A 12770-nucleotide genomic window follows, 5' to 3' on the forward strand; every position below is an offset into this window, starting at 1 on the left:
AGTGCGAACCCGCAGGACCCGTGGTGTCCCGGTCGTCGACGGCGGTCATCGGGCACCTCCCACGGGTTCGGCTGGTTTCGGATGGATGTAGGAATGCTATCGGAGACCACCGACAGGCACAACCCCCAAACCCCAGCAATCCCAAGGGATTTCACCGGTTGACTATCCACAGGCTGTGGACGCCCACGCGGGTCTCCACAGAGCTCGCCCGACACCTCCGCCGCGTTCCGGGCGCAACTCGCACGGCCACCGGCGGCTTCACGGAGGACCACGCTCCGGCGGGCGGGTGGCCGTCGTCCCACCACGGGCGCTTCGGCGAGACACCCAGGGGCGACGCGCCTCCGCCCCACGCGCGGCGGCGACGGCGTCAGGTGCGAGGAGGGCGTGCGGCTCCGGTCGGGGTCGTGAGCGCGGCCTGCACGGCCGGTGCGACGAGCGCGACGATCTCGTCCTCGGTCGCGGAGGCGATCGGCTCGACCTGGAGCACGTAGCGCGACGTCGCGACGCCGAGCAGGTAGGAGGTCGCGAGGGTCACGCGCATCCGCGCGTCCGGGACGCCGAGGAACGCCACCACGCGGTCGACGACCGCCGACTCGAGGAACTCGCGCAGGGACGCCGTCGCCTTGGTGGCCCCGGCGCCGGCGCGCACCATCTCGGCGAGCTGCTCGCGCGTCTCGGGGTCGTCGAGCATGCGCAGGGTGACCCGCACCAGGCGCTCGCCGAGGCCGTCGACGCCCGGCGCGAGCAGCTGCGCGATCGACGTCCCGGGGTCGACCGGCAGGCGCATCGCGGCCGCGAACAGGGCCTCGCGGTTGGCGTAGTAGCGGCGCACGACGTCCGGCGCGACCCCGGCCGCGGCGGCCACGCCCTTCATGGTGGTGTTGAGGTAGCCGCGGGCCGCGTACGCGGCGCGCGCGGCGTCGAGGACCTGCCGGGCGAGGTCGTCGGAGCCGCTCACGGCCGGGCCTCCTCGTGCACGGCCGGCTCCCCGGCCAGGTGGCGGCGCGCGAAGTCGAGCGACTCGCGCAGGGCCAGCTCGCGCTCGGCCCGGTCGGCGGCCTTGCGGGTGCTGATCTCCACCACCACGTGCCCGTCGAAGCCGGAGGAGCCCAGCCCCTGGAGCAGCTCGGCGCACGGCTGGTCGCCCCGCCCCGGCACGAGGTGCTCGTCGCGCGAGGACCCGCTGCCGTCGGCGAGGTGCACGTGCACGAGGCGCTCGCCGAGGTCGGCGGCCATCTCCAGCGCGTCCGAGCGCGACACGGACGTGTGCGAGAGGTCGAGCGTGGTGTGGCGGTAGTCGTCGTCGCGCACGTCCCAGCCGGGCAGATAGGCCATGAACTGCTGGGAGGCGGCCTTCCACGGGAACATGTTCTCGACGGCGAAGCGCACGTCGGTCTCGGACGCCATCCGCTCGATGCCCTGCACGAAGTCGCGGGCGTAGTCGCGCTGCCAGCGGAAGGGCGGGTGCACGACGACCGTCGAGGCCCCGAGCCGCTCGGCCGCGGCCTGGGCGCGGCGCAGCTTCGCCCACGGTTCGGTGCCCCACACGCGCTGGCTCACGAGCAGGCAGGGCGCGTGGATCGACGTGATCGCGATGCCGTAGTGGTCGCGCAGTCGCAGCAGCGCCTCGGGGTCCTGGCTCACCGGGTCGGTGAGCACCATCACCTCGAGGCCGTCGTAGCCGAGGCGGGCGGCCATCTCGAAGGCGGCCGCCGTCGACTCCGGGAACGTCGATGCGGTCGAGAGGGTGACCAGCGGGCTCACGGCGTCATCCTGCGACGCCGACGGGCCGGACACCATCCGTGGCCTGGTTGCGCTCGCGCTCGGACCAGATCCGGATGAGCCCGATCACGGCTGCGCCGAGGACGCCCACGCCGAGGGCGACGAAGCCCTGCGCGTCCGGGTGCCACTCGAGGGCGAACAGCTGCGAGATCGGCGGGATGAACAGCACGCCGAGGAAGGCCACGAGCATGGAGACGCAGATCGCCCAGCGCAGCGGCGACCACGGCCGGGCCACCATCACGAGCACCCACCAGGCGGTGACGAACAGCGTCACCACGGCGGCGGACCGGGCGTCGTCGACGTCGTCGCCCGTGAGCCCCAGCACGTACCCGTAGGTGACGTACGCCGAGACCGCCGTGACCAGGCCGGCCGGCGCGGCGAAGCGCAGCACCCGGCGGAAGAAGCCCTTGCGGAAGCGCTGGGTGTTCGGCATGAGCGCGAGGAAGAACGCCGGGGTGCCGATCGTGAGCGCGGTGACGATGGTGAGGTGCCGGTTGAGGAAGGGGAACGGCAGCACGAACACCACCGTCGCGATGGAGACCGCCATCGCGTAGAAGCTCTTGGTGAGGAACAGGTCCGACACGCGCTCGACGTTGCCGAGCACCCGCCGGCCCTCGGCGACCACCGACGGCATCACCGAGAACGCGTCGTCGAGCAGCACGATCTGCGCCACCGAACGGGTCGCCCCGGCGCCCGACCCCATCGCGATGCCGAGATCGGCGTCCTTCAGGGCGAGCACGTCGTTGACGCCGTCGCCGGTCATCGCGACGACGTGGCCGCGGCTCTGCAGCGCCCCCACCATCGCGCGCTTCTGCGCCGGCGTCACGCGGCCGAACACGGTCGTGGACTCGAGCACCTCGGCCATCGCCTCGACGTCGTCGGGCAGCTCGCGCGCGTCGTAGGGCCGGTCCGCACCGGGGATCCCGGCCTGCTCGGCGATCGCGCCCACCGTGACGGCGTTGTCGCCGCTGATCACGGTGACCCGCACGTCCTGGTCCAGGAAGAAGCGCACCGTGTCCGGCGCGTCCGAGCGCAGCGTCTGGTTGATGACGACGAGGGCCGCAGGGGTCAGCTCGCCCGGGCCGCCCTCCGCGCTCGGCCGTCCGGCGGATCGGGCCAGCACCAGCACCCTGGCCCCGCCCCGGGCCAGACCGTCGCCGCGGGCGCGGACCGGGTCGCCGTCGGGCAGCAGCATCTCGGGCGCGCCGAGCACCCACGCGCCCTGCTCCTCGAACACCGCCGCCGACCACTTGCGGGCGCTGGAGAACGGCACGGCCGACGCCGCGCGCCAGCCCTCGGGGGCGGGGTAGCCCCCGGCCACGGCCAGCAGCGTCGGGTTGGGCTCGGGCTCGCTGGCCGCCAGCGCCCCGAGCGCCGCGTCGACGGGCGCCGCCCCGTCGAGCACGACGACGTCGTGGACGGCCATCCCGGGCTCGGTGAGCGTGCCGGTCTTGTCCACGCACACGACGTCGACGCGCGCGAGCACCTCCACGGCGGGCATGTCCTGCACGAGCGCGCGCCGGGACGCCAGCCGGATGACCGACACCGCCATCGCGATGCTCGTGAGCAGCACGAGCCCCTCGGGGACCATCGTGATCACGCCCGGCACGGTGCCGGCGATGGCCGCGCGGATCGCGCCGTCGTTGGCGTTGTACTGCGAGACGAACAGCAGGATCGCGACCGGCACCAGCGCGTAGGAGACGTAGCGGATGAACCGCTGGATCGAGTCGCGCAGCTCGGAGCGGGTGAGGCTGAACCTGCTCGCCTCGTCGGCCAGCCGCGCCGCGTAGGAGTCGTGGCCGACCCGCGTCGCGCGCACGAGCCCGGACCCGGCGACCACGAAGGAGCCGGACAGCACCTCGGCGCCGCCGCCCTTCTCCACGGGGTCGGCCTCCCCGGTGAGCAGCGACTCGTCGAGCTCGAGGCCATGCGACTCGACGACCTCGGAGTCGACCAGCATCTGGTCGCCGGTGCGGATGACGATGAGGTCGTCGAGCACGAGGTCGTGCGGCGGCACCTCCACCTCGGCGCCGTCGCGGCGCACGAGCGCCTGCTTCTGCCCCACCAGCGACAGCTTCGCCAGCGTGCGCGCAGCGCGGTACTCCTGCACGACGCCGATGGCGGTGTTGATGACGATCACGAGGCCGAACAGCGAGTCGATGAGCGGTGCGCTCACCAGCATCAGCACCCAGAGCGAGCCGATGAGGGCGTTGAAGTAGGTGAAGGTGTTGGCCCGGGCGATGTCGCCGAGCGAGCGCGCGTTGCGGTCCTTGACGGCGTTGACCTGCCCCGCCGCCACCCGCTGCGCGACCTCCGCCGAGGTCAGGCCGGCCGGGGCGACCGCCACCTGCTCCGAGGTCATCTCGCGATCCGGTCCAGCCGCTCGAGGATCACGCCCTCGCGCAGCGCCCACGGCGCGATCTCGAGCCGCTCGAGCCCGAGCACGTCCATCGCAGCCTCGGCCACCAGTGCTCCCGCGACGAGCTGCGGGGCCCGGCCGGCGCTGACACCGGGCAGGTCGGCGCGCTCCTTCGACGTCATCGCGGCGAGCTTGGTCACCCACGGGCGCAGGTCGTCGCGGCGCAGCACGCGCTTGACGAACGGCCCCTCGCTCGAGGGCGCCGCGCCGGTGATGCGGGCGAGGGACCGGAAGGTCTTGCTCGTGGCGACCACGTGCCGCGGCTCGCCGGCGCGCAGGACGCGCCCGGCGACCTCGGCGATGCTCGCCCGGGCGTGGCGGCGCAGGGCCTTGACCTCCTCCGGGCGGGCGGGGTCGTGGGAGAGGAACTCGCGCGTCATGCGCCCGGCGCCCAGCGGGAGCGAGGCCGCGAGGTCGGGCACCTCGTCGGTGCCCACCGCGATCTCGAGCGACCCGCCGCCGATGTCGAGCACGAGCAGCCGCCCCGAGGACCAGCCGTACCACCGGCGGACGGCCAGGAACGTGAGCCGCGCCTCGTCGTCGCCGGAGAGCACCTCGAGGTCGATGCCGGTCCGCTCGCGGACCTCGGCCAGCACCTCCTCGCCGTTGGACGCCTCACGCACCGCCGAGGTCGCGAACGCGACCGTCTCGGTGACGCCGAGGTCCTCGGCCACGCCCTGCGCGGACTCGATGAACCGCACGAGGGTGTCGACGCCGCGGCGCGAGATCCGCTCGCCCGCCTCGATGAGCTCGGCGAGGCGCAGCTCGGTCTTGTGCGAGTGCGCCGGCAGCGGCGCGGCACCGGCGTGCGCGTCCACCACCAGCAGGTGGACCGTGTTCGAGCCGACGTCGAGGACTCCGAGGCGCACGTGCCGAGCCTACGGGGTGACGAGTCGCCGGACGTCGCCGCGACGGCCACCCCTAGGGTGACCGGGTGGCCACGTCGAAGAAGCCGTCGAAGAAGTCCAAGGGATCACCCGCCCGCGACTCCTCCGCCCCCGCCCGCGGCACGGGCCGGGGCGGCAAGGGCGCGGTCGAGGTCAGCATCGCCCGCGAGGTGCCGCTGGACTTCCCGCGCGCCTACGTCGAGTTCGCCGACCCCGCCGACGCCGACCAGGTCTACCGCTGCGACCTCACCTGGCTCACCAGCCGCTGGACCTGCATCTACGGGCGGGGGTGCCACGGCATCGACCGCACCAAGCCCGACGACGGCTGCTGCGTGCTCGGGGCGCACTTCTCGGACAAGGACGACGAGAAGAAGACCAAGAAGTACGCCGCGATGCTCACCGAGGACACGTGGCAGTACGCGAAGGCCGGCGCGAAGGGCGGCGTCGTCGAGAAGGACGAGGAGGGCGCGCGCAAGACCCGGGTGGTCGACGGCGCCTGCATCTTCCTCAACCGCGACGGCTTCGCCGGCGGGGCCGGCTGCGCCCTGCACCAGCTGGCCGGACGCCTCGGCACGGACTACGTCGAGGTCAAGCCGGACGTCTGCTGGCAGCTGCCGGTGCGCCGCACGTTCGAGCACGTGACCCGACCCGACGGCACCGAGGTGCTGCTCATCTCGATCGGCGAGTACGACCGCCGCGGCTGGGGCCCCGGCGGCCACGACCTCGACTGGTACTGCAGCGGCTCGCCGGACGCCCACGTGGGGACCGACCCGGTCTACGTCTCGGAGCGCTCGACGCTCGTGGCGCTCATGGGCCAGCCGGCCTACGACGTGCTCGCGGCCCACTGCGAGGCGCGGGTGGCCGCGCTCACCGCGGCCCGCTCGGTCGCCGCGCGCACCCGCACCCCCGAGGCGCGCGCCGCCGCGATGGCCCCGTTCGACCCGCACCCGGCCGACCCGGCCTGAGCCGCACCGGCGGGCCCGCCGGCCCGGACGGCGGTCGCCCCGGAGTCTGCGCCCGGCGCTAGCGTCGGCACGTGGCCGGACGCCGAGGCACCTCCCCGCGCGATCGCGCGGGCACGATCGCCGCAGCCCTGCCGGGCGCGGTCCTCACCCACCCCTTCGGCGACGACGTCGACGTCTACAAGGTGGGGATCGAGGGCGGTCCCGGGCGCCACGCCGGCGGCAAGATGTTCGCCCTGGTGTCGCGCGGCGACGAGCCCGGCCGGCTCACCCTCAAGGTGGAGCCGCACCGCGGCCGGGCCCTGGTGGCCGAGCACCCGGCCATCACCCCCGGCTACCACACCGACAAGCGGCACTGGGTCACCGTCACGCTCGACGGGTCGGTGCCCGAGGCGCTGGTCCGCGAGCTGGTCGAGGACTCCTACGACCTCGTGCTCGGCACGCTCACGGCCCGGGCCCGCTTCGCCGTCGACCCGGACCGCTTCCCGCTGCCGCCCGCCCGGCGCTGAGCCACGGGCCCGCCCCGGCTCTCCCCCGCCACCGGCACGGCGGCGCCACGGTGTCGGCCGCCGTCCGTAGGGTGCCCGCATGGCCAGGACGCGATCTCCCGTGTTCCGCTGCACGGAGTGCGGCTGGAGCTCGGCCAAGTGGGTCGGGCGGTGCGGCGAGTGCCAGGCCTGGGGCACCGTGGCCGAGCAGGGCGGCGCGGCACCGGCGTCGGGGCTGCGGGCCCGCACCTCGGGCGTGGCCCCCACCCGCAGCGCGCGCCCCGTCTCGCAGGTGGCCGAGGTCGAGGTCACCCGCTCGCCCACCGGGCTCGGCGAGTTCGACCGCGTGATCGGCGGCGGCCTGGTGCCCGGGCAGGTGGTGCTCGTCGCGGGCGAGCCCGGCGTCGGCAAGTCCACGCTGCTGCTCGAGGTGGCGCACCGCGTGGCCGAGGGCGCGGGCCGGCCGCGCGGCGCGAGCACCGTGCTGTACGTCTCCGGCGAGGAGTCGGTCGAGCAGATCGGCGTGCGGGCCCGGCGCATCGGGGCGGTGTCGCCGCACCTGCTGCTCGCCGACGAGAACGACCTCGCCACCCTGCTGGGCCACGTGGAGGAGCACGACCCCGCGCTGCTCGTGGTCGACTCCGTCCAGACCATCGCCTCGGCCGACGTCGACGGACGGGCCGGCGGCATGACCCAGGTCGTCGAGGTCACCCAGGTGCTCAGCCGCGTCGCCAAGTCGCGCCGCACGCCACTGCTCGTGGTGGGCCAGTCCACCAAGGAGTCCTCGATCGCCGGGCCGCGCGCGCTCGAGCACCTCGTCGACACCGTGCTCACCTTCGAGGGCGACCGGCACACCTCGCTGCGCCTGCTGCGCGCGGCGAAGAACCGCTACGGCCCGGCCGACGAGATCGTGTGCTTCGAGCAGTCCGACGACGGCCTGCGCGAGGTGCTCGACCCGTCCGACCTGTTCCGCGAGCACCGCGACCGGCCGGTGCCCGGCTCGTGCGTCACCGTCACCATGGAGGGACGCCGGGCCCTGCTGGCCGAGGTGCAGGCGCTGGTCACCACCGCCACCACGCCCACGCCCCGCCGCGGGGTCAGCGGCCTGGACTCCTCGCGGGTCGCCATGCTCGTCGCGGTGACGGAGCGCTCGCTGCGCGGGCGCCTCGGCGACCGCGACGTCTTCGTCGCCACCGTGGGCGGGGCCCGCCTGTCCGACCCGGCCTGCGACCTCGCCGTCTGCCTGGCGCTGGCGTCGTCGGCCTCGCCCCGCGCGATCGGCACCGACGTGCTGGCCCTCGGCGAGGTGGCGCTCTCCGGCGACGTGCGGCCGGTGCCCTTCCTGGCCCAGCGCGTCGCGGAGGCCGCCCGGCTCGGCTACCGCCGGCTCCTGGTGCCGCGCGGCACCACCGAGTTGGTCGCGCGGGCGGCCCGGCGGGGCCCGGGCACCGACTCCTCGGGCCGCGGCGACGGCTCCCCCGCGCTCACCGAGGTCGCCCACCTCGACGACGTGATGGCCCTGCTGCCGCGGATCTCCGTGCCCGTCCCGGGCTGAGCCGGCCCGGGTCCGGGCGGCACGCGGGCGGCGGCGGGGGCCGCGACGTCGCTACAGTGCTCGTGCCGCGGACGACCGCTGCCGAGGGCGCAGCAGACCGACGTTCGCACCGGGGGTATCGGGTGGCCGGCGAGAAGACGACCGACGTCGACGCCGCGCTGCGCGCTGCCATCGCCCAGGTGGCGCCCGGCACCGTGCTGCGCGACGGCCTCGAGCGCATCCTGCGCGGGCGCACCGGAGGGCTGGTGGTGCTCGGCCACGACCGCAGCATCGAGGCCATGGCGTCGGGGGGGTTCGCCCTCGACGTCGACTTCTCCGCGCAGCGGCTGCGCGAGCTGGCCAAGATGGACGGCGCGGTGATCTGCGACCGCGACGCCACCAAGCTGCTGCGCGCCGCCGTGCAGCTGCTGCCGGACCCGAGCATCCCCACCGACGAGCAGGGCACCCGGCACCGCACCGCCGACCGCGTCTCGAAGCAGTCGAGCTTCCCGGTCGTGAGCGTGAGCAAGTCGATGAACACCATCGCCCTGTACGTCGCGGGCCGCCGGCACGTGCTCGAGGACTCCGGCCAGATCCTCTCCCGCGCCAACCAGGCGCTCGCGACGCTCGAGCGCTACAAGATGCGCCTCGACGAGGTCAGCGGCACGCTCTCCGCCCTCGAGATCGAGGACCTCGTCACCGTGCGCGACGTGGCCTCGGTGTCACAGCGCCTCGAGATGGTGCGCCGCATCGCCGGCGAGATCGCGGACTACCTCGTCGAGCTCGGCACCGACGGCCGGCTCATGTCGCTCCAGCTCGACGAGCTCGTCGCGGGGGTCGAGAGCGACCGGCGCCTCGTGGTGCGCGACTACCTGCCCTCCTCGGGCCGCCGGGGCCGCACGGTCGAGGGCGCGTTCGCGGAGCTCGACGGCCTGAGCGCCACCGGGCTGCTCGACCTGAGCAACGTGGCCCGCGCGATCGGCTTCGCCGCCGACCTCGAGGCCCTCGACGCCCCGGTGAGCCCGCGCGGCTTCCGGCTGCTCGCCCGGGTGCCGCGGCTGCCCGACGTCATCATCGAGCGGCTCGTCGGGCACTTCGGCGGCCTTCAGCGGCTGCTCGCCGCGAGCATCGACGACCTCCAGGCGGTCGAGGGCGTGGGCGAGGCCCGCGCCCGCACGATCCGCGAGGGCCTCTCGCGCCTCGCCGAGTCGAGCATCCTCGAGCGCTACGTCTGACCCCGCTGCGCCGTCCGGCGGCGCCCGGGTGAGGATCGGCGCATGAGCCGACTCTTCGAGCCCCTCTCCCTGCGCGGCCTCACGCTGCCGCACCGCGCCTGGGTCAGCCCCATGTGCCAGTACTCCAGCACCGACGGCCTCGCCCAGCCGTGGCACCTCGTGCACCTCGGCGGCCTCGCCGTCGGCCGGCCAGGCCTGCTGCTCACCGAGGCGACCGCCGTCACCCCGGAGGGGCGGATCAGCCCGGACGACCTCGGCCTGTGGTCCGACGCCCACGCCGAGGCGCTGCGCCCGGCGGTCGAGTTCGTGCACGGCCAGGGCGTGGCGCTCGGCGTCCAGCTCGCGCACGCCGGGCGCAAGGCCTCCACCTACGCGCCGTGGCGGGGCCGCGGCAGCGTGCCGGCGGACGAGGGCGGCTGGGACACGCTGGCCCCCTCGGCGGTGGCGTTCGGCTCCTACGCCGTGCCGCGCGCGATGACGCGCGACGACCTCGACACCGTGCGCGAGGCGTTCGTCGCCGCCACCGGCCGCGCCCTGGCGCTCGGCCTCGACGTCGTCGAGATCCACGCCGCGCACGGCTACCTGCTCCACGAGTTCCTCTCGCCGCTGTCGAACCTGCGCGAGGACGAGTACGGCGGCAGCCTCGAGAACCGGATGCGCTTCCCGCTGGAGGTCGTCGCCGCCGTGCGCGACGCCTGGCCGCAGGACCGGCCGCTGCTGCTGCGGGTGTCGGCCACCGACTGGGTGCCGGGCGGGTGGGACGTCGAGTCCACCGTGGAGCTGGCCCGCCGCGCCGCGGCGCTCGGCGTCGACCTCGTGGACGTGAGCTCGGGCGGCCTGCACGCCGACCAGCAGGTGGTTCTCGGGCCCGGCTACCAGGTGCCCTTCGCGGCCCGGGTGCGGGCCGAGGCCGGCGTCCCGGTCTCGGCGGTGGGCCTCATCACCGAGCCGGCGCAGGCCGAGGCGGTGCTGGCCGAGGGGTCGGCCGACGCCGTGATGCTGGCCCGGGCCGTGCTGCGCGACCCGCACTGGCCGCTGCGCGCCGCCCACGAGCTCGGCGTGCCGCTGGCCTGGCCGGACCAGTACCTGCGGGCCGCCCCCGCCTGACCGGTCCCGCCGTCCGCGGGACCCCGCTCCGGTCTCCGGTCCTCGCGCAGAGGAATCTTTGCAAAGAAGTGCTTGCAAAGATTCCTCTGCATGTGCTCTCCTAGGCGCATGAGCACGCCGCGCACCCCGCAGCCCGACCCCGCCACCACGCCCGCCGGCCCGGCCGAGGACGCCGTCCGGCTCGACGCCCGGCTCCTGCGCGGCCTGGCCCACCCGGTCCGGGTCCGGCTGCTCGGGCTGCTGCGCCAGGACGGCCCGGCCACAGCCAGCGGCCTGGCCGCGCGCATCGGCGAGTCCAGCGGCGTCACCAGCTACCACCTCCGCCAGCTCGCGGCCTACGGCTTCGTCGTCGACGACGACGCCCCGCACGGCTCGCGCCGCGAGCGGTGGTGGAAGGCCGCGCACCGGATGACGGTGCTCGAGCCCATCCCCGGCCTCGACGAGGAGGGGCACGCCCTGGTCGAGGGCTACCTGCGCTCGATCGCGCAGGCCTACGCCCAGCGCCTGCTCGCCTTCGCCGACTCCGCGGCGGCCACCCGCACGACCCTCGGCGAGGCCTGGTCCGAGGTCGCCGACATGAGCGACTGGTGGCTCGACCTCACCGTCGAGGAGGCCGAGCGTCTCGGCGCGGACCTGCACCGCGTGCTCGACTCCCACCGCTCGGCGATCGCCGGCCGCCCGCGCCCCGAGGGCACGGAGCGCGTCGTCGTGCAGCTCCAGATCATGCCGACCGCCACCGAGGAGACCCCGCGATGAGCCAGCCCTCCGCCCCCGTCGTGGCCCAGCCCGGCACCGACCGCCGCCGCGGCCGGCGCGCGTTCGCCGCGTTCCTGACCTCCGAGGTGGTCTCCACCACCGGCACGCGGATGTCGATGATCGCGGTCCCGTGGTTCGTGCTGGTCACCAGCGGGAGCCCGGCGCTCACCGGCGCCGTCGCCTTCGCCGAGACGCTGCCCTACGTGCTCGTCGTCGGGCTCGGCGGCCCGATCGTCGACCGGTTCGGCGCGCGGCGGGTCGCGGTCCTCTCCGACGCCGTGGCCGCCCTGCTCGTCGGCGCGATCCCCGTGCTGCACATGACCGGCCACCTGCCCGTGCCCGCGCTGGTCGCCCTCGTCGCGTCGCTCGGGCTGGTGCGCGGGGCAGGCGCGGCCACCCACGTGCTGCTCCCCGGCGTCGCCGAGCTCGCTGGCACCCCGATCGAGCGGGCCACCGGCCTCGGCGACGGCATGAACCGGGTCGCGGGCATGGTCGGCGTGCCGCTGGCCGGCGTCCTCATGGCTGTGTGGTCGGCGCCCGCGGTGCTGCTCATCGACGCCGCGACCTTCGTCGTGGCCGGTGTGCTCATCAGCCTGTTCGTGCCGCGGGCCGCGGAGCCGCCGCGCAGCGAGCGGCCCGAGGGTGCCTCCGCGGTGGGGCACTACGTCACCGAGCTGCGCGAGGGCTTCGCCTTCCTGCGCAGCCAGCGCCTGCTCGTGGCGATCGCGGCCATGATCCTGGTGACCAACCTGCTCGACCAGGCCTACAGCGCGGTGCTCGTGCCGGTGTGGGTGCGCGACACCCTCGACAGCCCGCTCGGGCTCGGTCTCATCGGCGGCGTGTTCGGCGTCGGGGCGGTGGCCGGGTCGGCGCTGTTCGCCTGGCTCGGCCCGCGGCTGCCGCGGCGGCAGTCCTTCGCCTGGGGGTTCCTGGTCGGCGGTTCCGCGCGGTTCTTCGTGCTCGCCCTGGCCGTGACCCTGCCGCCGGTGCTCGTGGTGTCGTTCGTGGCCGGGCTCGGCGTCGGGGCGATCAACCCAGCCCTGGCCTCCACGGAGTTCGAGCTGACGCCGCGCCACCTTCAGGCCCGCGTGGTCGGCGCGCTCGGAGCGCTGGCCTGGGCCGGCATCCCCCTCGGCGCGCTGCTCGGCGGCCTCATGGTCGAGGCCATGGGCCTCACCGCCACGCTCGTCGTGCTCGGCGCGGCGTACCTGCTCGCCACCCTGGCCCCGTTCGTCTTCCCGGTGTGGCGGGGCATGGACCGCCCGCCGGCCGCGGACGCGGCCGACGGCAGCGACGGCGAGCAGCCCGGTGCAGCGGACGCCCCGGCCCTCGACGAGGAGGCCCTCGAAGTGCGCTCGGTGGAGGAGTCCGCCGGGGCCGCGGTGTCGCCCCGACCCTGACGCCACCCGACCGCACCGAGGCACCTCAGCCGGCGTCCCGATTCCGACCCCGCGCGATATCCGGCTACTTGATGCTGTTCGGTAGCTCGAGACCTGCGCGAGGCTTCGGGTCAGGTGCCGGCGGGTCGCTCGCGAACCGGCTGCCCAGCCTTCTGGCTGTGGCTCGCGAATGGCTTGCGATCCCGCCTGGCACCGCTTCC

General features: G+C 75.0%; 10 protein-coding genes and 1 pseudogene. 7 read left to right on the forward strand and 4 right to left on the reverse strand.

The features are described from left to right. Positions 1-367 precede the first annotated feature (367 nt). The 4 genes from GC157_13100 to GC157_13115 are packed head-to-tail and all read right to left on the reverse strand — an operon-like array spanning position 368 to position 5070. Positions 368-958 (reverse strand): TetR family transcriptional regulator, encoded by a 591-nt coding sequence (locus GC157_13100; protein ID MBI1378403.1) that lies wholly within the window; start codon positions 956-958, stop codon positions 368-370. Further along, complete coding sequence (locus GC157_13105) at positions 955-1800, reverse strand: TIM barrel protein (GenBank protein ID MBI1378404.1); 846 nt, start codon at positions 1798-1800, stop codon at positions 955-957. The genes GC157_13100 and GC157_13105 overlap by 4 nt, the downstream gene beginning before the upstream one ends. Then, complete coding sequence (locus GC157_13110) at positions 1769-4144, reverse strand: HAD-IC family P-type ATPase (protein MBI1378405.1); 2376 nt, start codon at positions 4142-4144, stop codon at positions 1769-1771. The genes GC157_13105 and GC157_13110 overlap by 32 nt, the downstream gene beginning before the upstream one ends. Then, positions 4141-5070: a Ppx/GppA family phosphatase gene (locus GC157_13115; GenBank protein ID MBI1378406.1), complete on the reverse strand. Its 930-nt coding sequence runs from the start codon at positions 5068-5070 to the stop codon at positions 4141-4143. Before GC157_13115 ends, GC157_13110 begins: the two co-directional genes overlap by 4 nt. A 176-nt stretch (positions 5071-5246) precedes the next feature. Here GC157_13115 and GC157_13120 point away from each other — a divergent pair. From GC157_13120 to GC157_13150, 7 genes and pseudogenes are all read left to right on the forward strand, one after another. Next, positions 5247-5936 (forward strand): annotated as a pseudogene (locus GC157_13120) (hypothetical protein). 233 nt (positions 5937-6169) lie between these two features. Beyond that, entirely contained in the window at positions 6170-6559 is a 390-nt protein-coding gene (locus tag GC157_13125) for an MmcQ/YjbR family DNA-binding protein (GenBank protein ID MBI1378407.1), read from the forward strand. 79 nt (positions 6560-6638) lie between these two features. Continuing rightward, positions 6639-8093, forward strand: coding sequence for a DNA repair protein RadA (gene radA, locus GC157_13130; protein MBI1378408.1), 1455 nt, complete (start codon positions 6639-6641; stop codon positions 8091-8093). A 122-nt stretch (positions 8094-8215) separates the two neighbouring features. Further along, the gene (disA, locus tag GC157_13135; protein MBI1378409.1) at positions 8216-9307 is read left to right on the forward strand and encodes a DNA integrity scanning protein DisA; all 1092 of its coding nucleotides are present in this window, start codon (positions 8216-8218) and stop codon (positions 9305-9307) included. A 42-nt stretch (positions 9308-9349) separates the two neighbouring features. Beyond that, a complete protein-coding gene (locus tag GC157_13140) occupies positions 9350-10414 on the forward strand; it encodes an oxidoreductase (protein MBI1378410.1) in 1065 nt (354 codons plus the stop codon). Between the two features lie 90 nt (positions 10415-10504). Further along, positions 10505-11170, forward strand: a complete 666-nt coding sequence (locus GC157_13145; protein MBI1378411.1) for a helix-turn-helix domain-containing protein — start codon at positions 10505-10507, stop codon at positions 11168-11170. After that, the gene (locus GC157_13150) at positions 11167-12570 is read left to right on the forward strand and encodes an MFS transporter (protein MBI1378412.1); all 1404 of its coding nucleotides are present in this window, start codon (positions 11167-11169) and stop codon (positions 12568-12570) included. Before GC157_13145 ends, GC157_13150 begins: the two co-directional genes overlap by 4 nt. Positions 12571-12770: the final 200 nt, after the last annotated feature.

This window comes from Frankiales bacterium, assembly GCA_016125335.1.
Taxonomy (GTDB): domain Bacteria; phylum Actinomycetota; class Actinomycetes; order S36-B12; family CAIYMF01; genus Longivirga.